Origin of the sequence: Sulfoacidibacillus thermotolerans (assembly GCF_003144315.1) — a bacterium.
Lineage (GTDB): Bacteria > Bacillota > Bacilli > Alicyclobacillales > SLC66 > Sulfoacidibacillus > Sulfoacidibacillus thermotolerans.
Genome location: NZ_MPDK01000004.1, coordinates 39375 through 64809, shown reverse-complemented (window position 1 = coordinate 64809; position 25435 = coordinate 39375). Strand labels below are relative to the sequence as shown.

The window sequence follows — 25435 nt, the reverse complement described above, 5'->3', positions numbered from 1 at the left end:
ACAGAATGAATTGTCATACGAAAGGGGCCTTTCTCATTATGCGGCTGCGCAAAGCACGCGGATTAGGACGTACCATGAATTATCCCGGACGTTTATTTATTGTAGAAGGGACCGATGGATCTGGAAAAAGCACGCAGATCTATTTGCTGAAACGCTGGTTGGAAGATCAGGGCTATCCCGTCTTTTTCACAGAGTGGAATTCAAGTGAACTCATTAAAGCAGCAAATAAAAAGGCGAAAAAGAAAAATCTGCTAACTCCTACGACTTTCAGCCTCATTCATGCCTGCGACTTCGCAGATCGCTATGAAAAAATGATGCTGCCACATTTGCGCGCCGGCTACATTGTGCTTGCCGATCGCTATATCTACACTGCATATGCACGTGACATGGCACGCGGATGTGATCCAGACTGGGTGAAAAATGTTTATAGCTTTGCCGTTAAGCCAACAATTAGCTTCTATTTCCAAACGCCACTCGACGTCTCACTCGAGCGTATTCTAAGTTCTCGTCCTCAATTAAAATACCATGAGGCGGGACTCGACCTCGGATTATCAACAGACCCGATCGAGAGTTTCAAACTCTTCCAAGGAATGATTAAGAACCATTATGATGACATGATTGAAGAAGAGCACTTCTTTGTCGTCGATGCAACAAAATCTGTAGAAAAGCAACAACAAAAAGTGCGCAAAGCAGTTATGGAACATTTGCGCGATTACGTCGCTCCAAGCGTATCACAGGAGGAACAGCGGGCATGAACACGCAATCGATGGAAGAACGTTTTTACGGCGCCGGTCTCCCCTATCTGCAAGATTCCAACTACAGTGGTAAGTTAATTGTCATTGAAGGAGCCGATTGTTCCGGTCGCTCGACACAAACCATGTTATTAAAACAATGGCTGGAATTTAATGGGCATGCTGTCATGGATACAGGGATCAAGCGTTCTGACTTAGTCAGTAGTGTGATCGATCAAGCAAAAAAAGGAAATGTGCTAGGCAAGACGACTCTGAGTTTACTCTATGCCACAGATTTTGCCGATCAACTGGAAAACAAAATCATTCCCGCCCTGCGCGCTGGCTTTATCGTGATTGCTGACCGCTATATCTTTACGCTCATGGTGCGCGATCTCGTGCGCGGAGCCGATCCAGATTGGCTTCACGAACTGTTTGGCTTTGCACTGATTCCCGACTTAACTTTCTATCTCCAACTCGCTCCAGAGGTATTATTACACCGACATTTTCAAAAGCGTGGGTACTTAGAATACTGGGAATCTGGAATGGATCTTTCCCTGTCGGCCGACATGTTTGAAAGCTTTCATCGCTATCAAACCATGTGCCAAGAACAGTTTGATGAATTAGCTGAGGAATTTGATTTTGTTACATTACAAGGCGCGCGTAGTATCCAAGCCGTGCAAGCTGATCTGCGTTTGCATGTATCACGCCTGCTCGGTGAAGAGAAATGACGCGGACTGTAGAAGTCTCCATCTTATCTCCCGAACAACAAAGAGACACCATTCAACTCATGTCCTTATATCAGACAGACCAAGCTCACTGCGAACGAGTGATGCATTTTAGCAGACAACTTTTTACGTTAACAAAATCCGTCGGATTCAGTCATGAGCAACCCTTGCGGCAAAATTCAAATGAGCACCAGTTGCTCTTACGGCTTACCCTCGCTGCACTGTTGCACGATATAGGGCATTTTATCAATGATAAAGGACATCACAAGCATAGTCGCTATCTGATTCAGACGGCGCGGCAAACGACAACCTGGGAGAAAAAAGTGCGCGATGATGTAGCTGCTCTCGCTTTTACTCACAGAAAAAAGGCCGATCGCAGTTGGTTAATCACACATTTTAAGGGCAGCAAAGAGCTATTTCAGCTCGCTGCCATCTTGCGCGTAGCAGATGGCCTCGATCGCAAACATGCAGCAGGAGTTAGAATCCTAGGCGGTCAATTTGAGCAAGACCGCTATGTTCTTGAAGTGACTGGTTTACAAGCCACTCATGCCAAACGTCTTGCAGAGAAAAAAGCCGATGCCTGGAAAATGGCGTTTGGTCACTCACTCGCTCTAAAAATCCGTTGAACCCCATACAGAAAACTAGTAAGAAACAGTGCGGTGAAAGGTAAAAGCAGGTGCGGTAGATGTGCAGCCATCGGGTCTTTTGCCATCATGCCCCCTGCTACCCATACGATCATCAAAGCGCCAGCATATAGAAAAAAACGGTAACGAGCAATAAGTTTTGTAAGGATTGTGCTAGCAAACATGATCAGTGCAATACTGATGATCAACCCTAAGATCAAAACGCCTTCATTGCCCGCAGCAATGCCAGCTAGAGCAACCACATTGTCAATACTCATCATAATATCCGCAAAGACGATTGCAAAAATGGCCCCCAATAACGTTTTCGGCCTTGACTTCACGGCTTCTTGAGCAGATTCCACTTGCTGTTCGGCACGAAGCAAAGACCATGCAATAAAGCATAAGAAAATTCCACCGACAACTTGGAGATACGGTAGAGTCATCAATCCCCCGGCAAACAGAGTGAGCCAAATGCGCAGCACGATCGAGATTGCAGTGCCAAATAGCACGGCTAAGCGTCTTTGATGAGCAGAAAGGCGCAACGTTGTCACGCCAATCACGAGTGCGTTATCCCCTGATAAAACGAGATTGACCAACAAAATTTCTATTACTTTCGCCAAAATCCCCATCCACACGAGCAGTGCCCATCCCTTCACTCATTCATTTTTGCGCGCGCTCTACGATAGCGGATGGCCCAATAAATGATCAACAGCAAAACACTCACAATGCCAATGATCCAAATTTCACGCTGATGTGTACGAAAATGTAAGATTCGATGGCCCACATACGATTCCAAAGCAATCATCGGAGCTTGTCCACCGATTGTCGCTGCAACAAACGGCCAAAAGCGCACATGCGCCGCCCCAGCCATAATATCAATCGCTGAAGATGGCAGCCATGGCTGTAACCGCAACGTTAAAATCACAAAAAAAACGGATGCACTGCGCTCTCGCGAAACTTGGCGAAGTGCCTTATCCATTTTGGGATGTCGATGTAAAAAACGATGTAACGGCTTTTGTAAAAAAGTATCCCATGCTTTTATTGCTACCCAATATAGAAGTACAGCACCTGTAAAAGCACCAGCAAAAGTGATCAAATACCCTAAGATAAACCCGTGCACCGTCACGTTAAAGCCAGCTAAAAGGGCAAAAGGCGCAAAGGGCACCACTGTTTGGAAAACAATCATCAAAAAGCTGATCGCAACCCCAAACACCCCTGCTCGCCTCAAGGCGTCAGGAATTTTAAACCATATGCCCGTCCGATATAAGAAAAACAAGAAACAAGCGGCCCCACCAATCAAAACTGCAAAGAAAATCACTTTGCGAATGCGCACATGCGTTCCGATCGGATCACGTCCTTTTCCTGCCGTTACGCTTAGTTTATCCGCCACATAAAATTCCATGAGTCTTGGAATATCGAAAGCTAACCACGTTAGGAAAAATAAAACAGCAACGCAAAAATAACATAAGTCGCTGTAACCATGATCCCTTCATACCAATGAGATTCTCCATCTAATGAGACCAAGCTAACTAGAATCGTAGCTAAAAAGACCACAATGACTTCAATCGCACTAAAAACAAGCGTAAGAGGCCGACCCCATGCCCATCCGACTAAAACAAGTACAGGAGCCACAAAAAGTGCGACTTGCAAACTGGAACCGACTGCAATCTCCACACTGCCATCCATTCGATTGTTTTTAGCTAATAACAAAGCAGTGAAAAATTCAGGGGTAGCTCCAATCAGAGGCACAAAGATCAATCCGACAAACTGATCGGTTAAGTGTAACTGACGTGCAAGCGGAGTAAGCGTTGCAACAATCTGGTCACTCAAAACAGCTACAATGGCTGTCGCAGTTAACAATATCCCAATGTGTAACCAGACTCGTTGTGCTTCAACACGCGCCTGCTGCCCGTGATCGCCAGCAGCCAGATAGGTCCGATGCGTAAACAGGGAAAAGACAAATCCTAAAAAATAGACAATCAAAAAAACAATTGCGATCCCAATACTGAGAGCTTCTTTCCCCATGACTTGGGGTGCGATGAGCGATTCAATACTCATGATCGTAAGCCCGATCACCGCAACAAACAACATGACACTGTTGACACCCGCTTTAATTTGATTAAACGATTGTACGCGTCTGCGCATGCCCCCTACAATCATCGAAAGACCAAGCGTCAACAGTAAGTTTGCGAGGATACTTCCGACAATGCTCGCCTTAACTACTGTCGTGAGCCCTTGAGTCAAAGCAATGATCGAGATCAAGAGTTCCACCGCATTGCCAAAAGTCGCCCCAAGTAACGCACCGACAGAAGAGCCAAACACATCCCCTAAACGCTCTGTCTCCTGCCCGATGAGTCGAGCTAAAAAAATAATTGCAAGGGCAGCAAGCAAAAATCGCAAGATAGGGCTTAATGGCAAAAGATCAAGCGCATACGCAACCCCCGCGATTGCAAAAGTAATGACAAGTTGCCACCCTTTGCCCATCATTTGTGCTTTCACTCCTGTACTGCTTGTCTACTACCGTTCATGTACCTGCAAAAGCACATCTACACCCTGCAGATCTTCAGACTCAGTAGGCGAAGTTTGCACTCGCGACCTTTTTGCATTCTCCAAAATGGGCTCCTGATGAATGGTCTCAGTAACCTTAGATCCTGCGACTGCCATCTTCTCAAAACGTCTACGATACTTCACTTCTGCCACAATATCTTCTAATTCTTCGCGCGTCAATGCATACATTTCGATCGCCTCATCCTTTACTTCAAGAATGCCTTGTGCAGTTTTGACAAGCACCTTTCGAAGCCATTGTTGTACCGTCGGGTGCGCAACCGCACCAAGCGTTACAAGACTTATCCCCATCCACCACTTCTTTTGCTGATTTGGACCTTGCGCCATACTCTGTCGACTCCTTCTCCTCATGATACCTTCCCTTTTTCACAAGTGCGCCCACACACAAAACTAGGAATTAGGAAAGTGAATCCAGGTTAGAAGATTTTGCTTTGTCTCCTTGCTCTTGCTTTTAATGTAGCCGAAAAAATCACCGACAAATCCACTCCACTCACGCGCCAGCGTCTGTTTGTCTGCTTGTCCTGACATAAATTGCTGCAAACTTAAATCAATCGCCTCATGCAACAATTCCTGCGCTTGCTGTAAGCGCTTTTGCACGTCTGCCAACACGGCCATACCCCCTTGTTCGAAATGCTGTTTGCACTGCATAGGCGCCAAACGCCCCTGCAACTGAAATCGTTAGATAAAAAATGGGCAGAGCAGTCGTTTGAAAGATGTGTTGTAAGGGCGCTAGATAGAGAGAGCCCGCAATCATCAGTAGTGATCCATAAAAAGTTACACGCAACACACGATCGGAAGGCACTGGCAAGGGAGCAGGTTCTTCATCGTGATGCCAGCTTTCGATATGCAGTAATTCAGCCAAAGACAATGTCACCATGGCCATCGTCTGAGCAATCGCCAAGCGCCCAGAAATCTTTAGTCCAAGAGCAAATACACCGAGAGTAGAAAATCCAATCGCGACTGCGTGTGTGAAAATCTGCCTTACATACTGCTTGTCTAAAAAATCGCGTTGTTGTGTTAACGCTTGCCGCGAAGCAGCCGGAGTATGTGGGGGTCTTGTCACAAGACCAATGGTTGGGGCCGCATCTGTCAATAGATTAATCAAGAGAATTTGTACAGGTACAAAAGGCAAGGGCATTCCTAAAAATACAGCAAAAGCCGCATAGAGAACTTCTCCCAAATTACCTGATAGCAAGTATCCGAGTGCGCGTAAAATATTCCCTAAAACATCTCGGCCTTCTTTCACACCACTGACGATCGTAGAGAAGTTCTCATCTGCCACCGTCATGACACTTGCTTCCCGCGTGACTTCCGTGCTGCGTCTGCCCATAGCGATCCCAACATCAGCACGACGAACAGCTGGCGCGTCATTTACTCCATCCCCTGTCATCGCTACCACTTGTTTGCGCAGCTTTAATGCATCTACGATCGCTAATTTATGCTGGGGAGACATACGCGCAAAAATCGATACTTTTTCTACCTCGTGCGCGAGTTGTTGGATCGACATATTTTCAACCTCTGCTCCTGTAAGGACTAGCGGTTCTTCTTCGCCTGCGACCAGGCCGATCTCGCGCGCCACGGCAGCCGCAGTCACCGGATGATCACCAGTAATCATCAGGACGCGAATATTGGCTTCGCGGCAGAGCTGAATACTCTCTTCTACATGCGCTCGCAAAGGATCGACCATACCGACAAGTCCTACAAAAATCAGATCGCGCTCAAGGCGTTCACGCACACTCCCCTCCTGGTCAACCTGAGAAAGAAGTTCCTGTTCAGCAGTTGCAAGCGGTCGATATGCCACTGCCATAACTCGCATCGCTTGTGCCGCAAATGTGCTCATTTCATCAATAATCTTTGTGCGCAGTGCCAGAGTAAGCGGTTTAACTCCTGCTTCTGTAAGCAAAGCTGACGAACGCACCAAAATCTCCTCAACCGCTCCCTTGGCAATAAATTCGAACTGACCCTCTTTTGCATAAACGACACTCATCCGCTTTTGCTCAGGCGTAAAGACCCATTCATGCATGCGTTGTGCCTGTGTGATCTCTGACAGATCACAACCCGCTTTTAATGCCATCACAAGGAGAGCCCCATCCGTCGGATCACCGCGCACGGAAAATTGCGTCGCGTCAGTAGTTTCTACTGACATCCCCGAATAAGATGTAAGCGGTTTGCCACGATAGCAAAGTTCCGCATCATTGCACAGCCCCCCCAAACGCGCGAGTGTTTGGACTACGCCGTGATCAGAAACACCCGGATCCGCCCCCAAGAAAGAAATTTCCCCGCGCGGATCATACCCATCTCCAGAAACGCGATACCGTCCACACGACGTCCAGAGTTGACGCACTGTCATTTCATTTTTTGTAAGAGTACCTGTCTTATCAGAACAGATCACTGTGACGCGACCCAGAGTTTCAAGCGAGGATAGTTTGCGAATGACTAAACTCGTTTTTCCAACCCGCCGCACCCCCGCTGTAAGTCCAATCGTAATCAAAAGTGGCAGCCCCTCTGGAATCGCCGAAGCCGCAAGCGCCATCGCAGTCAATAACAAATGTGTCAATGGCAACCCACGCCACAATCCGACGACAATCACTGCAGCGACCGTGGCCAAAATCCCAGCCACCAGCATGCGCCCAAAACTGTGAATGCGCTCTTGCAAAACCGTCTGCTGCACTTCGACAGTGGACAAGGAAGCAGCCAACTTGCCCATTTGCGTTGCTGCTCCAGTCGCAGTTACCAGCATTTTTCCTTTGCCGCGCGTAACACCCGTACCCATAAATACCGCATAGGTCGCGTCAAATAATGAATTCTGCGCGAGCAAGTCAAGTTCTACTGCACCTTGCTCAATCTTTGGCGTAGGCTGCGATTCACCTGTGAGCAGAGATTCATCCACTTCGAGACCAACTGCCTGTAAAATAACCCCATCAGCAGGCACACGATCTCCCGCCTCAAGCAAGACCAAATCACCTATTACGACTTCAGAAGCAGGTACCACTTGGGCAATTCCATCGCGAATGACAGTCGCCGCATAAGAAGTCATACTTTTCAATGCCTCAACTTCTTGACTGACGCGCCGCTCTTGCAAAATGCCCACGACACTATTGACAGCGAGCACCGCAGTGATTGTGAGCGCATCAAACGCACGTCCTGTCAAAAGCGAGACCACCGCCACCCCAACAAGCGTAAGTGACATCCAATCGCTTATTTGCATCCACAAAACTCGCCAAACCGTCGGTTTATGCTGCTTAGGTAGGACATTTAAGCCATGAATCGCAAGACGTTGTTTTACTTCTTCACTTGTTAAGCCATGCTCTTTATCATCACCTAAAATCGCTTTGAAAGGTAGGAGCTTTTCTTCTTTGCTCTTGCTCGCGGCACTTTGCAGCAACTCTGACTGATGAAGGGTCTGAGTCTCTCCCTCATAAGGTAGGTGTCTTTCTTTACGCCTGTGCTGAATATACGCGACAACAGCTTCATCAACACGCGCACGCACTTCATTGATAAAACCAGCGTAGTTTGCTAAACGAGGTTCATAACAAATGAGGACACGCCCGGTTGCCGCATCGGCGCGAATCGTGTCACATGACAAATGCTCCTGCAGATGTTTTTGCACAAAATTCGCCATAGCACGATCACGTCGCATATGGGCCACAGTCAATCGCATTCTTCCAGGAATTTCTCGAACCAATTCACACTGCAATTGTATCGCCAAAGCTTTCATCGCCACCTTATCCAGATCCCGTATCTTTTGGCCATGCTCGTAGTATCACTCCTGCAAAATCACGTATTCGCGGAAATGACATCCATTTACGCAAAACACGACATGGCGAAAAGCGCAATCTGTGGTAATATGACAGAAAGAAAGGAGCGGGGCTAGTGAACATCTCTCCTTCCCTGCGCCATACTTTGTCGTTGCTCTGGGGCAGCGTCATTATGCTTTTGATCGCTCTACTGGCCTATAAAGAACATAAAACCATTGAAGCAGCTTTTCCTTATCTGACCCACGCGAACTTGCTGGTTGCGATGGTGACGATCGTTTGTGAGTGGCTCTACTTCGCACTGCAAGCTCTCGCGGCAAAACAACTGTACCAACTCTATAATTGCTTCCCTCGTTGGAGTGTATTACTTGGCATGCTCGTGCACGCTACAATGCTAAACGAAGTCATGCCAACCTCTGGCGCCTCTGGAACTGCTGGCTTTATCTTTTGGGGCGAACGATTCGGTTTAGGACTGCGCAATTCGATCGCAGTGAGTGTTTGGATGACTCTCCTTAGCTATCTTGCGCTCCTGCCGCTTGTGCTTGTCTGCTTGCGCGTCTTGGTTTTATTGCCCGGGGAACCACAGAGCGCCATCCTAGAAGCAGAAAAAGGCTTCGCGTGGTTTCTCGTCGCATTCACTTTACTTGGTTTACTTTGGCTGTTCTATGTGAAGCGCATGAAACAGGAGACGATCTCCGAAAAGGCCCGACTCGATGGACCGATTGCGCGATTTATCAGTAAAGTTCAAAATAAATTACACTGGTATACAAACCATGAGGTGCGCAAAGAATGGATAGTGATCAAATCCCACCCACTTCGCATGATGACTGTAGTTGGATTACTGTTTGCTATATATCCGGTGCGCGTAGGGATGCTAATGATCTGTTTTCTCGCTTTGCATCATCCAATTGACTTATCTGTTGCGATCTACACGTATTCGTTAACCCTTTTATTTTCCGTGGTATCACTTGCTCCCACTACGTTAGGGGTCGTGGAGGTCGCTTTGACCACTGCGCTCAGATGGTTTGGCGTCCCGCTCCCAATCGCGTTAGCAGGAACTCTTTTGTATCGAATTCCGTCCTTTTGGTTGCCGATTTTGGCTGGTCTTTTGTATCAGGCCTGGCTTACAAAGCAAATCTCGCAAGACATACAAGCGCCGTAACTTTCTACGGCGATCCATGCATATAAATGTTGTGAAGACGTGCAGGAAAATAGGAGAAGTTGGAGAACATATCAATACATGCGGAATTGTTCCGCGATAGATTAGGAGGCTGTACATGAAAGAAGAACGAGCGACGTCTTCCGGGGGAAAATCCCGCGAAGACTGGGATCAGCGCAGTGATGAGCTCGCAGTGCGCAAATTCAGTCAAGTCATTGCAAATGCTGTTGAGCAGGCACTGAATCATTCCGCGCGAAAGAATGCAAAGGATAACGTTGCGATTTTCGTAGATTATGATAATGTCTATTGGACGTTGATGAATCGATACCGACATGATCCAGACCATGAAGATATTGAAAAAAATTTGTTTGAACGATTATGGACCTTCTACGGGATGGATAACATTCGCATGTTTAAAGCATACGCCGATTTTGAACAAGTGGACGCGAATTTAACCAGTCTGCAGAAAAAGCGAATACAAATTCGACATGTATATGCAAACGGAAAAAGTGAAGACAAGGCAAAAAATGCTTCCGATATTGAGTTGTCTATCGATGCCATGGAGACTTCTTATTCTGATCCAAATATCACTTGCTATGTATTCGTAACTGCAGACAGCGATATGATTCCTATCATGAGTCGGATGTTGTATAGAGGCAAACACGTAGAACTATTCTATGTAGAAGACGCGATTGCCAAACATACGGATATTCGCAATTATGCCCATGAAAGCTATGATTTGCTCGAATTCTTGCGTGTGGATGTCAGCCCGAAGAATCCCTCAGATTTCTTAGAAGAAGCGATTGATTACATCGCCGAATGGCATGCTCAACCTGCCAACAAAACAAAAAACTTGGGTCCTAAGTGGTTGCGTGACGGACTTGCAGACTATTTGGCAATTCCAAGTAACACAGCGAGTCAAGTGATTGATCTCTTGCATCGAGGGAACTATATTCGCGAAGAACTGCGCACAAATGAATATGGGACACATAAAAACATCGTCTTAAACACAGATGTTGATGTAACACGTGAACAGATCCCTACGAATTTCTAAAGGAACTCATCACAGTGTCGGTGTTATGGTCGGTAAAAAAACTGTTGTTATGAAGGCGTATCCATTTTCGCCAAATCAATCTGTGCATAAAAATCAGCGCGTCGAATCTTGACAGACTACGTCGACTGAGTTTATTATGAACTCGGTTATGAGTGCTCCTATGATGTCCGCCCTTATTTTTCTCGGGATTATGATGTGCGCTGAATAGTCAAAAGAAGAAGGCCGTAGTCGGCCTTCTTCTTTCTTGTCGTATAGGTTAAAATCCGAGAATATGGTACCCACTGTCTACATGGATCACTTCACCTGTTACACCACGAGATAAATTACTCATCAAATACAAAGCAGTATCCGCTACTTCTGAAGCATCTGTTGTTCTACGCAAAGGAGCCTTTTCTTCGATCGTGTGCAAAATTTTATTGAAATCCTTTACCCCTTTTGCCGCAAGTGTCCGAATCGGCCCTGCAGAAACTGCATTGACCCGAATATTTTGTGGCCCAAGCTCGTTGGCCAAATATCGCATACTCATATCGAGCGCTGCTTTAGCTACTCCCATCACATTATAATTTTCCACGACGCGCTCTCCGCCAAGATATGTCATCGTCATGATGCTACCGCCTTCTGTCATTATCTTACGCGCGCGATTTGCCACAGCTACAAGGGAATAAGCAGAGATATTCTGTGCGAGAAGATATCCGTCACGAGAGGTTTCAACAAACATACCATTTAGATCTTCCGCTTTAGCAAATGCGATACTGTGCACAATACCGTGCAAAACGCCGACTTTTTCCTCTAGATGTTGAAACACCGCGTCAATTTCCGCGTCATTCGTGACATCACAACGCAACAAGAGAGAGCCTGGCATCGCATCATTGACCAATTCGCGAACGCTTTCTTCCATGCGCTCCCCTTGATAAGTAAACATCAGATTTGCACCTGCCGCGTGAAGTGCTTGAGCAATCGCCCAGGCAATGCTTCGCTTATTGATAACACCCATCACAAGAATATTTTTATCCTTAACTAGCATCTATGTACCCTCCAATTAGTAACTTCTCTATTCACTTTGTACATACAAAAGAAGCAATCGCAACGTAGCTGCAATCGCATCACGATGTGTTCGTTCATACGCATGTGAAGAATCAATTCCAGGCCCAATGAGTGCAGTGGCAAGATCGTACCCGGCGCGTCGGGCTGCACTCGCATCTGAAGCATAGTAAGGGTAAATATCGATGGCATGCGCGACATGATTGCGTTCTGCTAAGTAGACAAGTGAACGCCGCAAATCATAATTGTAAGGGCCACTCGAATCTTTTGCACAAATCGAGACGACATGTTCAGTCGTAGCTAGACCCTCACCGATAGCCCCCATGTCCACTGCAACATATTCGAAAGCGGTCTCTGGAATATTCGAATTGCCACCATATCCGATCTCCTCATCCGTACTAATGAGAAGTGTCAAACTATAAGGCAACTCAATGTGTTCCTCTAAAATAAGATGCAAAAGTTCAATCAGAATGCCTACACTTGCCTTATCATCTAAATGGCGCGATTTTAAGTGACCGCTTGGAAGAAGTACTGCCCGCGCGTCAAATGATACGATATCCCCCACACGTATCCCTAGCTTACGTACATCTTGATCATTTTTCACCACTTCATCTAAGCGAATTTCCATTGTATCTTCCGTACGTTCTTCGGCTTCCTTATACACATGAGAAGACGCTTTGTGCGCGACGATCGTTCCTGTATAAGCAGCACCCTCTAAAGTATGTACCTGACAATACTCACCTTCGACGGCATGAAAGCGAAAACCGCCTATCGGAGACATTTTGAGCCGTCCGCTTTGCAAAATTTGCTTCACGATGGCTCCAAGCGTATCTACGTGTGCTGCAAGAACACGCGTGCGTTCACGCTTTCCAGGCACATGCACAACGAGTCCACCTTTATATGTGCGTGCGACAGAATACCCCATCTGAGCAATCTGACGATAACAGTATTCAATTGCGCGCTCTGTAAATCCCGTTGGGCTCGGTATCGAAACCAACTTTAAAATATGACTTAACGCCATCTCTACTGCGTCATCAAAACCAGGTTCATGAGCTGTTGAATACTTCATAAATGTGATCCACCCCACCATAAAGCCTGTCATGCGCACGATAAACATATTGTACCATGATTGCAGTACTCATAGCGAATGTTGTGGGAGAATCCTTTATATCCATATTCTAAGCGAGTCTCCAACTTGCGAAAGTACCTTACATAAAATCTATTCTTCTCGCTCACAATGAAAGAGCGGATATCTTCTTGGAGGAAGGCTATATGGAAAACTGGAGTAACAGTCAATGATGAGACGTGATTTGATAGGCATAGGATTATTCATTTTCCTCCTTACTCCTATGATCACCCGTCCAGATCCTGCAATAGCGGAGACAACGAAACGCGTTTCAATCGAACTCCATATTGAATTATCCAAACGAATCTTAGTTGTATATGTAAATCATACTCCGTATAAAACGTATCCCGTTGCACTAGGCAAACCAGAAACACCAACGCCAATTGGAAACTGGTTGATCACCAATAAATCCAAGGACTGGGGCGGGGGATTTGGTACACGCTGGCTAGGACTCAATGTACCATGGGGGATCTATGGGATTCATGGAACAAATCGCCCCTCTTCTATCGGAAATTACGCGAGTAACGGATGTATTCGCATGCATAATCACGACATCGAAGAATTGTATAACTTCGTACACGTGGGTGTTCCTGTTTTCATTCCAGGAAACCCTTTAGCACATCCACGCAATCTTGCCGTCGGCGATATTGGGGCTGATGTTCAACTCGTCCAATTACGTCTGCTCCACTTCGGATTTTATCATGGCACCTGCAATGGACGTTTTGAACAAACGACTGAACAGGCGTTAAAAGCATTTGAAAAAGCACATGGATTACCTGTTGACGGGATTGTCGGACGCAAAGACTACCAACTACTAGGGCTTATCGAATCATAAGTAGACGCATTCGCATTCACCAAAAGAGAGAGTCCCCAAAACGGGACTCTCCTTGCGATTCACTCACTGTTTTTCCAGAGCACCTTTGGTTTTATTCTGCTTGACAAAGGGGGGCGGGGTTGGGGTTTCGCGAAGGGCATTTGCCGCAGACTCTGCAATAGCTTTGGCCATACGATCGCGATATACGACTGTCCGAAGTCTTGACGCATCGTCATGATTCGTCAAAAAACCTACTTCAATCAGCACGGTCGCACAGGGCGAGTGGCGTAAAACAAAGAAATTTCTGCGCGGCAAAGGACGTTGCGTAGATCCCGCTACTCGATTGACAGCGTTTTGAATCTGCTGCGCGAGTTCCTTCCCTGCTTCTGACTCAGTAAAATAAAAAACAATAGGTCCCCGATCCCCCGGATTGTTCGATGAATTCATATGAATCATCAAAGCACCAACCGCTTGCGCTTTGCGAATAAAATCCAAGCGATTTTGCAAATCTCGCTTATGTCGACTGGACAATTTAGAAGGGAACAGTTGAGAGGCGTCTGTGTCCGTCTCTCGCGTCATCAAAACCTGATATCCTGCTTGAGTGAGATCGCTACGGATGCGTTTTGCAAGATCGAGGGTTAAATCCTTTTCTAACAACCCACCGCCAGATGCTCCTCCATCAATGCCACCATGCCCCGGATCAATAACGATCACCTTTTTTGCAACCGCTGTTTGCGCCAATTCTGATTCTGTTTTTGCAGATGCAAGGGGACTTACTGAAAAAGGCCACCCGATTGCAATTGCCAAACTGAATGCACATGTGCAAAGGGCGATCTGCCACCTCGTTTTTCGCCTGATTTCTAAATAAGTCGTCAAGTTCGCATCACCTGTTGTTTACCATCTGCGAACTTTCCTTTTTTCATTCACAACTGCATTGCTTTTTGTGCGAGATCGATGATTTTTGGACTGAGCAGATTAGCGAGCGCCGTCTGATCCTCTTTTGTCCCCTTACTGCGCATGCCTCCCTGTTTAGCGCCTACACGAGTGCGCAAATGCGCTTCATCTCCTGGTGCCAAGCGCACTTGTTGAGGAGCAGGTGCACCGAGCTCTGATAAGATCTGACGCACGAGCACTTCTTCAGAACGCCTAAGAATGACAGCCTCTTCACCAATTGACTCGACAATACAGTTTTTTGCACGTTGATCAGAAACAAACGCATGAAACACTTCTGCAGAAGCAAACCGCACGAGTAAGACATCCCATAATACTGCACGATCATACGCCCCAACCCAATCGGAAATCGAGCGCAAGACAGCCTGCGCTGGGTCCGACTCACTAAATGTGCGAAGCACTCGCTCAATATCCGTAAAACTCCAGCCACGATCACACAGCAAAAGCACTGAATCCCTGTTGATGTGATACAGCGACATTTCATCTGCCCGTTTTAACTCAGCAAGTGTTCCCACCAAAAAATGCACCCATGTCGGCGCATCTTCAGGAACCAACACATCAAGATTGGGTTGAATGACAAATTTCTGACTCGCTGATTTTGCCCAATCTGTGACGCGCATCACGACTCCCATATTCGGATGAGAACCAAGTTCAACCAATCCACAAGCTGCAGCGATACGAAGAAAAGAATCCAGCGTCTGGAACCATACCGGCGCATATCTTCCTACTTGTAGATTGAGCGTCACTTGTAGCAAGCGATGAACCCCAATCCATTGGCCAAGCGGCAATTTTTTTAACCAGCGAGACAACGTCGCGACTAAATAGGGATGAAGTCCACTCACTAAGCGTGGCAAGGTACGAAAGATCTGTTCACGCAACATTTCATCGGAAGTAAAAATAAATTTCTGTAGTGCTTTTCCATGTACTCGTACCACATCAAGCGATCGATCGATCACTCCAAGGTCTTCCAAGATAAAAATACAAGCCACCACAGCAAACGGCATAGAATCCCAAGCACCAGAGCCATGAATCCCTTCTACTTGCATGGAACGAAGATAATTTTTTAACTTTGGTAGTTCGCGTTTATATGGAATTGAAGATTTTGTAAGTTGTAGGGGGTATTTTGTCACGTAAGTCGCAAATCTCACTAAATCTCTGATTAACATTCGCCCAGAGCGCTCAAACACAGCTACGTCTATATCGGCAATTGCAAACGCCTCATTCTCTTGCTGAGCGAAAAGAACATCCTCAACGAAATGAGAAAATACTTGCTCGCGCAGTTCCTCTGGTATGCTATATGCCTCGCCAACATACCAAGTTTCTTGACGCGTCAACAGTGCAAGACTCACCAAGCGTTCTAACGCAATTTGCAAAACACTGCGATCTTCCACAAAATATTCTTTGAGTGCAGGCAATAAACGCACAGTTGGAATAGCTGCAGCATATCCATCCACTTGCATCTCAAACAAAGTAGCCATATACACCCGCAACTCGAGTGCAGAAAGAGCACGCCATACCAATTGAAAGCCTTCTTCTGACTGCAAATGATCAGCCAATGCGAGCGCAGCATGACTGCGGTCCTTAGGCAAGGGCGGTAATTGGAGCAATTCTTGTAACGTTTGTAGCTGTTTAGCATTTAGTGACATAAGAACATAGGGGAGACTCATTGACGCTGCGTCACCTCCTGCAGAACAAGTTCTTCTTGATCTAAAATTTGATATTCATATCCTTGTTCCGTTAAAAACCGTTGGCGACTCAGAGCAAATTCTTGATCTTTCGTTTCTTTTGCCACAAGTGTATAAAAATGTGCAAGCATTCCTTCCGCTTTCGGACGCATGATACGACCTAAACGTTGCGCTTCTTCTTGACGTGAACCAAATGCTCCCGACACCTGAATCGCCACACTCGCGTCAGGCAAATCAATCGAGAAGTTAGCAACTTTCGAGACGACAAGCACATGTATCTCCCCAGTCCGAAAGGCAGAGTACAACCGTTCACGTTCTTTTTGACGTAAAGAGCCTGTGATAAGGGGTGCGTTTAACCTCGCGGCAATTCGCTGCAATTGATCTACGTATTGTCCAATCACGAGTACAGATTCATCTTTATGGCGCGTGACCAATTCGACAACTGCATCGTCTTTTCTCTGCGCCTCAGCAGCAATTCGTGCCTTCTCACGCAACTCTGCTTGTGCATAGAGACGACGTTCTATATCCGTTAACGTGACACGAACTTCCGTACAAATGGCCGTCGCAATCCACCCCTCCGCCTCGAGTTCCTTCCAAGGGGCATCAAATTTCTTCGGTCCAATCAGTGAAAAAACTTCATCTTCACGACCGTCTTCTCGCACAAGTGTTGCAGTCAATCCGAGTCTTCGACGTGCCTGAATTTCTGCTGTCACACGAAACACTGGAGCTGGCAACAAGTGAACTTCGTCATAGATAATTAATCCCCAATTGTGTTCTGAAAGCAATGTCAAATGTGGAAAGTCCTCTTGACCGCGCGGCCGATAACTAAGAATTTGGTAAGTTGCTACCGTGACAGGCGCTGTTCGCTTTGATTCCCCGCTATACTCGGCAACTTCTTCTTCTGTGAGCGTAGTTTTGTCTAAACACTCGCGTATCCATTGTCTTGCAGCCGTCACATTTGCCGCGAGAATTAACGTTGAAGTTTGTAGCAATTCCATCGCGCGCAACCCAATGACTGTTTTTCCAGCTCCGCAAGGCAATGTCAAAACACCTGAGCCTCCAGTCAAAGCGCCTCCCTCATGGAATGCATTGGCCGCGCGCTCCTGATAGTCCCTCAAAAAAAAGGACCGTCCATCCGATAAATGTCTCTTTAAAGCAAAAGACAGTGGTTGCCCTTCTGTGTAACCAGCCAAATCCTTTACTGGATATCCCATCTTAGTTAGGGCAACTTTAATTGCTCCTCGTGACAACAGCGGAACTTCGATTGCCGAGTCAGAAAGAACTTTACGCACAAGTCCCTGTATAGTTTTATGATGTGTAATTTCTGTAAGGACAAGCGGATCGGAGGAAGCGAGAATCAATCCATGTTGGCCTTTTCTTAATTCCAAGATGCCATAGCGATCCATCGTTTCCGTAATAAAACGCACAATCGGGAGTGGGAGTTCATAGCGGCTAAGCGTCTTTAGCTGTTCTATCAGTTCAGCTGCACGATGTCCCGCTGCTGCCGCATTCCATAGAGATAATGCCGTCACCCGATAAGTGTGAAAGTGATCTGGACTTTTTTCTAACTCTGCAAATTTGGCGAGAACTTGGCGCGCCGCTTCGACCTGCGGATGGTGCACATCGAGTAAAATGGAACCGTCCATTTGTACGATCACTGGGCGCATAACAACATCCACTTGTTCCACCACGCTCCTTATTTCAATTTCCTATACCTCATAACTTTAGAAAGCCGCTTTCCCTTAATCTCAAGCTTCTAGCAGGGTTTGTCCGAGTCTACATAGATCTAGTATAGCATTCTTTGCTAACTCCTAACCATGAACGCCCGCGGCCGACTCTGTGCATTCCATAGAAAAAAGGACAGTGCGTCAACAACACTAGCGCTCTTGGCAATGATCTCGCCCTATTTGCGCTTGCAGTGAACACGCTGTCCTAAACCTTGTGCTTTATTTAATGGTAAAACACACTTTATAAATAGGAAAGAACACGTTCTGTCATTTGCTCTGTCGTAAGAACATTCTCCCCTTGACGCGCAAGATCCTTCGTTCGTGCTCCATCGCGCACTGCCGAAGCAACTGCTTGCTCTACGCGCAAAGCTGCTGCCTCCAAGTGCAACGAATAGCGTAATAAAAGAGCTACAGAGAGAATTGCACCAAGCGGATTGGCGATCCCTAGCCCTGCAATATCTGGAGCAGAGCCATGAATTGGTTCATACAAACCAATTCCCTGTCCAAGACTCGCAGACGGCAACATGCCAATCGATCCAGTTAAAACAGCAGATTCATCACTTAAAATATCGCCAAATAAATTTTCAGTAACGAGCACATCAAATACTTGAGGATGTGTTACTAAGTGCATTGCACAAGCGTCTACGAGCAAGTGCTCGACTGTAACATCCGGATACTGTGCGCTCATCTCCTGTACGATTTCTCGCCAAAGACGTGAACTATCAAGCACATTCGCCTTGTCGACAGAAGTTAATTTCTTCCGACGCAGTCGCGCAGTTTCAAAAGCCGTTTGCAAAACGCGTCGGATCTCCTCTTCTGAATAGTACATCGTGTCATATGCAAATCGTGCCCCCGCTTCATCTCTGCCACGTTCACGCTTCCCAAAGTACGCGCCCCCTGTCAGTTCGCGAACAATGACAATGTCAACCGCTTGAGCAATTTCTTTACGCAACGGAGAAGCATCGATCAACTCCGGAAAAGCTTTCACAGGTCGAATATTCGCATATACACCAAGCAATCGGCGAAGTGCGAGCAATCCCGCCTCTGGGCGTAAGTGCCCTGGTCCTACATCCCATTTTGGCCCTCCAACCGCACCAAGAATTACCGCATCCGCTGTTTGCACCGCCTCTTGCGTCTTTTCAGGAAAAGGCGTCCCCGTTTCATCGATTGCACAACCACCAAGCAGATGGGATTCGATCTTTATTTCTATCCCCTGCCCGGTAATGGCTCGCTCTAACACTTTGACCGCAGCTGCAGTCACATCCGGTCCAATCCCATCTCCAGGAAGTAACACAACTCGATACGTCAAAATCTTCCCCTCACTTTACTAATGCTGCAGGCGTGCCCCGCAAAATCATCACCCGGTTGATCGCATCGACATAAGCCCGCGCCGAAGCCTCCATGACATCGCTTGCTACATGTCTGCCTGTGACCAGACGATCATTTGCTCGAACTTGCACGCGCACCTCACCAAGAGCATCCTGTCCTGGTGTGACAGAACTGATCTGATAGGAGGTTAATTCGACTTCCTCACCAGTCGCTCGATCGATTGCACGATAAATCGCTTCGATCGGACCATTGCCCACGGCAGCCTCTTCGAACACTCCATTTGGCCCTGTGACCCGCACTGTGGCCGTCGCGAGCGGTTGATTGCCACATGACACGTGCAAATAATCGAGCGCAAACGCATGCTGTCCCTCTCCATACAATCGCTCATCTATCAGTGCCAAGATGTCCTCATCTGTCACTTGCTTCTTCTTGTCACACAAGTCTTTAAAGCGCTTAAACAGATCCTGCATGTCTTGATCAGACAAAGTATATCCGAGTTCCTCCACGTGCTTGAAAAATGCATGTCGCCCTGAGTGTTTTCCAAGTACAAGTTGTTTGTTTTCTGTGATGCCGACAAGTTCTGGATTGATAATTTCGTAAGTTGTTCGCTCTTTGAGGACACCATCTTGATGAATCCCTGACTCGTGAGCAAATGCATTGGCGCCAACCACTGCTTTATTTGCCGGAACCACCATTCCTGTCAGACGACTCACAAGTTTGGATGTGCGGGCAATTTGGCTGAGATCAAGACGCGTTTCAACTTTGTATTGCTCTTGACGCAACTTCAGCGCAACAGCAACCTCTTCTAGTGAGGCGTTGCCGGCTCGCTCACCAATGCCATTCATCGTCACTTCCACCTGATCGACTGACGCCTCAATCGCTGCAAGCGTATTTGCGACCGCAAGACCCAAATCATCATGACAGTGTGCACTCAGCAACACATTGCCAAGATCCACTCGTTCGCGCAAGCGCACAAAACGCTGCGCATACTCATGAGGCAAGAGATACCCGACGGTATCTGGCAAATTGATCACAGATGCGCCAGCAGCCACTGCGACTTTGACGACTTCCACTAGGAAGTCAAAGTCTGTACGACCCGAGTCTTCCGCTGAAAACTCCACATAAGGCACTTTTGCTCGTGCAAAACGCACGGCGGAATCCACCTGTTGTAAAACTTGATCTCGCGTCATGCGCAGTTTGTGCTGCATATGCACGTCAGAAGTCGCCAAGAACAAGTGAATGCGCGGTGCATCAGACGGTTGGCACGCTTCATATGCACGCATAATGTCGTTCTCTGTTGCACGCGCTAGAGAGCAGATCGAAACTCCTTTTACTTCTCGTGCAATCGTCTGTACTGCAGCAAAATCACCCGGTGACGCAGCCGCGTACCCAGCTTCGATGACATCGACCCGCAACCGTGCAAGTTGTCGCGCAATCTCCAATTTCTCACCTGTGGTTAGACTTACTCCAGGGGATTGCTCCCCATCTCGCAACGTGGTGTCAAAGATTTGAATGTGCCTCACCGGTACTTCCTCCCTCTCCCTTTAGAATGTCTCTCTCTGTACAACTTTTACGTTTATTTGCTAATAAAGCCCATCATTGATCGCAACTTTTTCCCAACTTCTTCAATCGGATGGTTGGCATTTTGCTCTCTCATCGCAGAAAATGACGGACGTCCCGCTTGGTTTTCTAAGATCCAGTTGCGTGCAAAGACTCCCTTTTGAATGTCATCGAGCAATCCTTTCATTGCCTTACGCGTTTCGTCCGTCACGATTTTCGGACCTGCGTTGTATCCGCCAAATTCAGCCGTATCGCTGATCGAGTAATTCATACGCGACAGCCCACCCTCATAAATCAAGTCCACAATAAGCTTGACTTCGTGACAACACTCAAAGAAAGCGATTTCCGGCTGGTATCCCGCACCAACGAGCGTATCGTATCCAGATTTGATCAAATCTGCGATTCCACCACAGAGTACAGCCTGTTCACCAAACAGATCTGTTTCTGTTTCTTCCTTAAATGTAGTAACAAGAACGCCTGCCTTCGTACTGCCAATCCCCTTCGTATAGGCGAGTGCCGTGTCAAACGCATGTCCGCTTGCGTCTTGATGAACTGCAATGAGCGACGGAACTCCACCACCGGACTCGTACACGCGACGGACTAAATGTCCTGGCCCCTTCGGTGCGACAAGTACAACATCAACGTCAGCAGGGGGGATGATTTGTTTAAAATGAATATTAAACCCGTGCGAAAACATTAACGTTTGCCCCTTGCGCAGGTAAGGCAAGATCTCTTCCTGATATACCTTCGCCTGACGTTCATCGGGCAACAGGATTTGTAAAACATCAGCTGTCTGCGCAGCCTCTTCCACCGACAGAACTGTAAAACCATCTTCTTGTGCCTTCTCCGCAGATTTCCCTGGGCGCTGCCCGATTACCACTTTTACACCACTATCACGAAGATTCTGCGCTTGAGCATGCCCTTGACTGCCGTACCCAAGCACTGCCACTGTCTTCCCTTGCAAATATTTCAGATCCGCATCATTTTCATAGTACATTTTCACGAATGTCTACACTCCCCTAGTCCGTTTCCGTACATTGTCTCTTGTTTCTCTCATCTCTCAAAGTGCTCTCTCTTGTCTCGCATTTACATTTTTCGAATCGCAGGAACTTTTTCATACCCTCACGATCCTACTTCTTCTCCGCTCTCCTCTACTTCTTTCGCGGCCGCTCGCAAAAGCGCCGTTACACCCGTGCGGGCGATCTCTAAGATCCCATAGGGGCGCAGCAAACCGATCAACGCATCAATTTTCTCGACTCCGCCTGTCACCTGCACGGTCAATGAGGAATGCCCCACATCAACAATCGCCACCCGAAAGGGTTCAAGAATATGCGAAATCTCAGGTCGCGAATTTTTATCCGCCTCTACTTTAATTAACGCGAGTTCGCGTTTTACAACAGGGTCTTTAGAAATGTCGGCCACTTCGATCACTTCGACCAGTTTCTCAAGTTGGCGCATAATCTGCAACGCCATCGCATCATCGCCACTGCTCACAATCGTCATTCGACTGAGCCCAGCTTCTTCGGCCGTTCCCACCGTGATGCTCGCAATATTAAAGTCCCGCCGCGAGAATAAGCCAGCGACACGAGCAAGAACTCCTGGCCGATCGTTCACGAGCACAGAGAATGTTCGTTCCACGGCCTATTCCTCCCACTCGAGCGTCATCTCATCGGTCCCTTTTCCAGGGGGCACCATAGGAAACACGTTTTCTTCTTCTTTTACGATAAAATCAATAATGACTGGCCCGTTATACGCAAACGCTGTCTCAAGTGCTGTTTTCGCTTCTGCAAGCGTTTGAGCACGCAACCCAAGAGCGCCATACGCTTGCGCGACTTTCGCAAAGTCGGGTGACCCAATGCGACTTTCTGCATATCTGCTCTCATAGAAAAACTGTTGCCATTGGCGCACCATGCCAAGATAGCGATTATTGATAATTGCCACTTTGACAGGCAATTGATTTTCCACAATAGTTTGAAGTTCCTGGATGTTCATTTGGAAACTCGCATCGCCTGCAATACAGATGACAGTCGAATCCGGACGAGCCACCTGCGCACCGAGAGCCGCCGGAAACCCAAACCCCATCGTACCAAGTCCACCTGAAGTAACAAATTGACGCGGTCGCGAGAAAGGATAAAATAACGCCGCCCACATCTGATGTTGTCCGACTTCTGTCGTAATGATGGCTTCTTCATGTGTGTACTGTGCAATCAACTCCACCACTTGCTGCGGCTTTAAATCTCCTTCACTTGCGTGATACTGCAAAGGCCACTCTTCATTCCACAACAAGATCTGTTCATGCCACGCAGCCGTGTCTATGTGCACTTCGCGCGTTAACAACGCTTGCAACATCAAGCCAACATCAGCTACTGCCGAGATGTGCACAGGTACATTCTTGCCGATCTCCGCTGCATCAATATCGACATGAATCTTAGTTGAATGCGGAGAAAATCGCTGCAGTTTTCCCGTGACGCGATCATCAAAACGCACTCCAAGCGCGATCAACAAATCACACTCTGTCACAGCGCGATTGGCCGCATACGTACCATGCATGCCAAGCATTCCCACAAAAAGCGGATCATGTGCAGGAAAAGCGCCAAGCCCCATCAAGGTAGAAACGACAGGGATCTTTGTGCGATGCGCAAATTCACGCAAGTAAGAAGACGCACCACTGCTCACAATTCCACCGCCGATGTACAAAAGCGGTTTCTTCGCTTGGCGAATCGCTTCGATGATTGCCTCCACATCAGCCGCTTGCGGTAACCCAGGCAACCTGTAACCGCGTACATGAGCCTGTGGCAAAACAGCAGCACTTGCAGGGCCTGCCGTAATATTCTTAGGAAGATCAATCAGCACAGGACCTGGTCGTCCTGTCGTCGCGATGTAAAACGCATCAGCGATTACTTGCGGCAAATCGTGAATATCGCGCACCTGGTAATTGTGCTTAGTAACCGGCATCGTGATCCCGACAATGTCCGCCTCCTGAAATGCATCGCGCCCAATACTTTCGATCGGAACTTGCCCTGTTAAAATGACAAGCGGTGTCGAATCCATGTACGCATCCGCAATCCCTGTCACGAGGTTCGTCGCTCCAGGCCCGGACGTTGCAAGCACAATTCCCGGTTTTCCCGTCACGCGCGCAAACCCCTGTGCCGCATGAATGGCACCTTGCTCGTGACGCGTCAAAATATGGCGAATAGGAGATGAATAGAGCGCGTCATAGATCGGTAATACCGCCCCGCCGGGATATCCAAAAATTGTATCTACACCAGCCTGCTCCAGCAATGAGCACAAAAGTTCAGCTCCTGTACGCACTTCTCGCCTTGGGTTAACGTCTTGTTTCACCACAGGTCTTTCCACCGGCTCTTGCATTGGCAAAATGGCCGCCACTTCACTGCCACCACTCATATTCAGTTCCTCCTCTCATTCCTCTTGCTCTCTCGCAGAATTCATTCTCTTTATGCAAATCTTATGACAAACTCCTATGACCAGATGTCAATCTGTAGGATGATCAGAGAACTCGCTGACATCAGACGTCTACACCGCCAGTTTGTTTTGCGCTTACACGCGACGGCCTTGCTCACGCACAATCTTGCGAAACTCTTTTAACAGTTGCTGTGTGATCGGACCTGGTTTGCCATTCCCGATTTCACGTCCGTCAACTTCGATGACCGGAATGACCTCAGCTGCTGTTCCCGTCAAGAAACACTCATCAGCCACATAAACATCATGACGCGTAAACGGTGTCTCAGAAAGAGGCAGTTCAAGCTTCTCGCAAACATCCATAATCGCGCGCCGCGTAATCCCATCAAGCGCCCCAAGATAGATCGGAGGTGTGTAAACTTTCCTGCGTTTTACGATAAAAACGTTATCGCCTGAACCTTCGCACACATAGCCCTGCGCATTTACAGTAAGTGCTTCAAGCACGCCAGAATTGGCTGCTTCCATTTTCACCAGTACGCTATTGAGATAATTGAGCGATTTAATTTGCGGATTTAACGCTGCGGGACTGTTGCGTTGCGTTGGCACAGTGACGATACGCAATCCATGATCGTAGAGCTCTTGCGGGAAAAGGCGCACTGTATCCGCAATCACAACGACATTTGCTCGCGGACAACTGCGTGGATCAAGCCCCAAGTCCCCTTCCCCGCGCGACACGACGACGCGGATATAGCCACTTTGCAAATGATTGGCGCGGACTGTTTCCACAATGGCATCTGCCATCTCATCAAAAGTAAGGGGAATCGTTAATAAAATCGACTTGGCAGATTCATAGAGACGCACCAAATGCTCATCAAGACGAAAAATAACGCCGTCATAAATGCGAATGCCTTCAAAAATACCATCGCCATACAAAAAACCATGGTCAAAAACGGATACGACTGCTTGCGATTTGGGGACGAGTTGCCCATTTAAATAAATCTTGCGATCTGCTGACTGCTCTACTGAATTTTGCAAATGTTCCACCCCAGCATTTTCTATTTGCACTCCGTCCCAAGAAATAAACGAGCCCTACTGCAGGGATCGGACGTGAGCTTTGGAAGCTGGCCAGAACCTGCCGCAGGGCTTTTATCCCTAAGGTGTACACTTAAA

At 47.4% G+C, this 25435-nt stretch carries 23 protein-coding genes; 6 read left to right on the top strand and 17 right to left on the bottom strand.

Going from position 1 to position 25435, the window contains the following annotated elements:
• The first annotated feature begins 38 nt into the window (after positions 1 to 38).
• From tmk (BM613_RS03770) to BM613_RS03760, 3 genes are read left to right on the top strand one after another with little or no spacing between them, the layout of a single operon-like run.
• The gene (gene tmk / locus BM613_RS03770) at positions 39 to 755 is read left to right on the top strand and encodes a dTMP kinase (RefSeq protein WP_109429841.1); all 717 of its coding nucleotides are present in this window, start codon (positions 39 to 41) and stop codon (positions 753 to 755) included.
• Positions 752 to 1459, top strand: coding sequence for a dTMP kinase (tmk, locus tag BM613_RS03765; protein ID WP_219930623.1), 708 nt, complete (start codon positions 752 to 754; stop codon positions 1457 to 1459). The genes tmk (BM613_RS03770) and tmk (BM613_RS03765) overlap by 4 nt, the downstream gene beginning before the upstream one ends.
• Complete coding sequence (locus BM613_RS03760) at positions 1456 to 2082, top strand: HD domain-containing protein (protein ID WP_109429840.1); 627 nt, start codon at positions 1456 to 1458, stop codon at positions 2080 to 2082. The genes tmk (BM613_RS03765) and BM613_RS03760 overlap by 4 nt, the downstream gene beginning before the upstream one ends.
• Here BM613_RS03760 and BM613_RS03755 read toward each other — a convergent pair.
• The 6 genes from BM613_RS03755 to BM613_RS03730 form a co-directional block, all read right to left on the bottom strand.
• Positions 2055 to 2735, bottom strand: coding sequence for a YjbE family putative metal transport protein (locus tag BM613_RS03755; RefSeq protein WP_181362873.1), 681 nt, complete (start codon positions 2733 to 2735; stop codon positions 2055 to 2057). The genes BM613_RS03760 and BM613_RS03755 overlap by 28 nt on opposite strands.
• Positions 2732 to 3469 carry a TVP38/TMEM64 family protein gene (locus tag BM613_RS03750; RefSeq protein WP_181362872.1) on the bottom strand — a complete coding sequence of 246 codons (738 nt, stop codon included), beginning with the start codon at positions 3467 to 3469 and terminating at the stop codon, positions 2732 to 2734. Before BM613_RS03750 ends, BM613_RS03755 begins: the two co-directional genes overlap by 4 nt.
• A 41-nt stretch (positions 3470 to 3510) precedes the next feature.
• On the bottom strand, positions 3511 to 4566 hold the full coding sequence (cax, locus tag BM613_RS03745) for a calcium/proton exchanger (protein ID WP_109429837.1): 1056 nt from the start codon (positions 4564 to 4566) through the stop codon (positions 3511 to 3513).
• Between the two features lie 30 nt (positions 4567 to 4596).
• Positions 4597 to 4971, bottom strand: a complete 375-nt coding sequence (locus BM613_RS03740; RefSeq protein ID WP_109429836.1) for a hypothetical protein — start codon at positions 4969 to 4971, stop codon at positions 4597 to 4599.
• 63 nt (positions 4972 to 5034) lie between these two features.
• Complete coding sequence (locus tag BM613_RS03735; RefSeq protein ID WP_146192758.1) at positions 5035 to 5250, bottom strand: hypothetical protein; 216 nt, start codon at positions 5248 to 5250, stop codon at positions 5035 to 5037.
• Positions 5201 to 8362 carry a cation-translocating P-type ATPase gene (locus BM613_RS03730; RefSeq protein WP_245926230.1) on the bottom strand — a complete coding sequence of 1054 codons (3162 nt, stop codon included), beginning with the start codon at positions 8360 to 8362 and terminating at the stop codon, positions 5201 to 5203. The genes BM613_RS03735 and BM613_RS03730 overlap by 50 nt, the downstream gene beginning before the upstream one ends.
• Before the next feature lie 155 nt (positions 8363 to 8517).
• Here BM613_RS03730 and BM613_RS03725 point away from each other — a divergent pair, with 155 nt between their 5' ends.
• Positions 8518 to 9561, top strand: a complete 1044-nt coding sequence (locus tag BM613_RS03725; RefSeq protein WP_109429833.1) for a lysylphosphatidylglycerol synthase transmembrane domain-containing protein — start codon at positions 8518 to 8520, stop codon at positions 9559 to 9561.
• Between the two features lie 115 nt (positions 9562 to 9676).
• Complete coding sequence (locus tag BM613_RS03720; protein ID WP_109429832.1) at positions 9677 to 10612, top strand: NYN domain-containing protein; 936 nt, start codon at positions 9677 to 9679, stop codon at positions 10610 to 10612.
• 256 nt (positions 10613 to 10868) lie between these two features.
• On the opposite strand, the gene fabI is transcribed toward BM613_RS03720, so the two are convergent.
• Entirely contained in the window at positions 10869 to 11636 is a 768-nt protein-coding gene (gene fabI / locus BM613_RS03715; protein ID WP_109429831.1) for an enoyl-ACP reductase FabI, read from the bottom strand.
• 27 nt (positions 11637 to 11663) lie between these two features.
• Positions 11664 to 12674, bottom strand: coding sequence for a M42 family metallopeptidase (locus BM613_RS03710; protein ID WP_109429926.1), 1011 nt, complete (start codon positions 12672 to 12674; stop codon positions 11664 to 11666).
• A gap of 274 nt (positions 12675 to 12948) precedes the next feature.
• Between BM613_RS03710 and BM613_RS03705 the strand changes: the two genes are divergently transcribed.
• The gene (locus BM613_RS03705; protein ID WP_245926227.1) at positions 12949 to 13614 is read left to right on the top strand and encodes a L,D-transpeptidase family protein; all 666 of its coding nucleotides are present in this window, start codon (positions 12949 to 12951) and stop codon (positions 13612 to 13614) included.
• Positions 13615 to 13677: 63 nt separating this feature from the next.
• Here BM613_RS03705 and BM613_RS03700 read toward each other — a convergent pair whose 3' ends face one another.
• From BM613_RS03700 to ilvE, 9 genes are all read right to left on the bottom strand, one after another.
• Positions 13678 to 14469 (bottom strand): N-acetylmuramoyl-L-alanine amidase, encoded by a 792-nt coding sequence (locus BM613_RS03700; RefSeq protein WP_109429830.1) that lies wholly within the window; start codon positions 14467 to 14469, stop codon positions 13678 to 13680.
• A gap of 47 nt (positions 14470 to 14516) precedes the next feature.
• Positions 14517 to 16211, bottom strand: coding sequence for a helicase-associated domain-containing protein (locus BM613_RS03695; RefSeq protein ID WP_109429829.1), 1695 nt, complete (start codon positions 16209 to 16211; stop codon positions 14517 to 14519).
• Positions 16208 to 17896 carry a DNA repair helicase XPB gene (locus BM613_RS03690; protein ID WP_109429924.1) on the bottom strand — a complete coding sequence of 563 codons (1689 nt, stop codon included), beginning with the start codon at positions 17894 to 17896 and terminating at the stop codon, positions 16208 to 16210. The genes BM613_RS03695 and BM613_RS03690 overlap by 4 nt, the downstream gene beginning before the upstream one ends.
• A 301-nt stretch (positions 17897 to 18197) precedes the next feature.
• The gene (gene leuB / locus BM613_RS03685; RefSeq protein ID WP_109429828.1) at positions 18198 to 19265 is read right to left on the bottom strand and encodes a 3-isopropylmalate dehydrogenase; all 1068 of its coding nucleotides are present in this window, start codon (positions 19263 to 19265) and stop codon (positions 18198 to 18200) included.
• A 10-nt stretch (positions 19266 to 19275) separates the two neighbouring features.
• Entirely contained in the window at positions 19276 to 20808 is a 1533-nt protein-coding gene (locus BM613_RS03680) for a 2-isopropylmalate synthase (RefSeq protein ID WP_109429827.1), read from the bottom strand.
• Between the two features lie 53 nt (positions 20809 to 20861).
• Positions 20862 to 21842, bottom strand: coding sequence for a ketol-acid reductoisomerase (gene ilvC, locus BM613_RS03675; protein WP_109429923.1), 981 nt, complete (start codon positions 21840 to 21842; stop codon positions 20862 to 20864).
• A 125-nt stretch (positions 21843 to 21967) separates the two neighbouring features.
• Positions 21968 to 22483, bottom strand: coding sequence for an acetolactate synthase small subunit (gene ilvN, locus BM613_RS03670; RefSeq protein ID WP_109429826.1), 516 nt, complete (start codon positions 22481 to 22483; stop codon positions 21968 to 21970).
• Between the two features lie 3 nt (positions 22484 to 22486).
• Positions 22487 to 24214 carry a biosynthetic-type acetolactate synthase large subunit gene (gene ilvB / locus BM613_RS03665; RefSeq protein WP_109429922.1) on the bottom strand — a complete coding sequence of 576 codons (1728 nt, stop codon included), beginning with the start codon at positions 24212 to 24214 and terminating at the stop codon, positions 22487 to 22489.
• Between the two features lie 189 nt (positions 24215 to 24403).
• Positions 24404 to 25264 (bottom strand): branched-chain-amino-acid transaminase, encoded by an 861-nt coding sequence (ilvE, locus tag BM613_RS03660; protein ID WP_425450683.1) that lies wholly within the window; start codon positions 25262 to 25264, stop codon positions 24404 to 24406.
• Between the last annotated feature and the right edge of the window lie 171 nt (positions 25265 to 25435).

Excerpts from the sequence above, each read along its gene's own strand:
- BM613_RS03760 (WP_109429840.1), top strand. The coding sequence starts at position 1,456 with ATGACGCGGACTGTAGAAGTCTCCATCTTATCTCCCGAACAACAAAGA.
- tmk (WP_109429841.1), top strand. The coding sequence starts at position 39 with ATGCGGCTGCGCAAAGCACGCGGATTAGGACGTACCATGAATTATCCC.
- ilvB (WP_109429922.1), bottom strand. The coding sequence starts at position 24,214 with ATGCAAGAGCCGGTGGAAAGACCTGTGGTGAAACAAGACGTTAACCCA.
- fabI (WP_109429831.1), bottom strand. The coding sequence starts at position 11,636 with ATGCTAGTTAAGGATAAAAATATTCTTGTGATGGGTGTTATCAATAAG.
- BM613_RS03690 (WP_109429924.1), bottom strand. The coding sequence starts at position 17,896 with ATGCGCCCAGTGATCGTACAAATGGACGGTTCCATTTTACTCGATGTG.
- BM613_RS03695 (WP_109429829.1), bottom strand. The coding sequence starts at position 16,211 with ATGAGTCTCCCCTATGTTCTTATGTCACTAAATGCTAAACAGCTACAA.
- BM613_RS03710 (WP_109429926.1), bottom strand. The coding sequence starts at position 12,674 with ATGGCGTTAAGTCATATTTTAAAGTTGGTTTCGATACCGAGCCCAACG.
- tmk (WP_219930623.1), top strand. The coding sequence starts at position 752 with ATGAACACGCAATCGATGGAAGAACGTTTTTACGGCGCCGGTCTCCCC.
- cax (WP_109429837.1), bottom strand. The coding sequence starts at position 4,566 with ATGATGGGCAAAGGGTGGCAACTTGTCATTACTTTTGCAATCGCGGGG.
- ilvC (WP_109429923.1), bottom strand. The coding sequence starts at position 21,842 with ATGTACTATGAAAATGATGCGGATCTGAAATATTTGCAAGGGAAGACA.
- BM613_RS03730 (WP_245926230.1), bottom strand. The coding sequence starts at position 8,362 with ATGAAAGCTTTGGCGATACAATTGCAGTGTGAATTGGTTCGAGAAATT.
- BM613_RS03720 (WP_109429832.1), top strand. The coding sequence starts at position 9,677 with ATGAAAGAAGAACGAGCGACGTCTTCCGGGGGAAAATCCCGCGAAGAC.
- BM613_RS03740 (WP_109429836.1), bottom strand. The coding sequence starts at position 4,971 with ATGGCGCAAGGTCCAAATCAGCAAAAGAAGTGGTGGATGGGGATAAGT.
- BM613_RS03705 (WP_245926227.1), top strand. The coding sequence starts at position 12,949 with ATGATGAGACGTGATTTGATAGGCATAGGATTATTCATTTTCCTCCTT.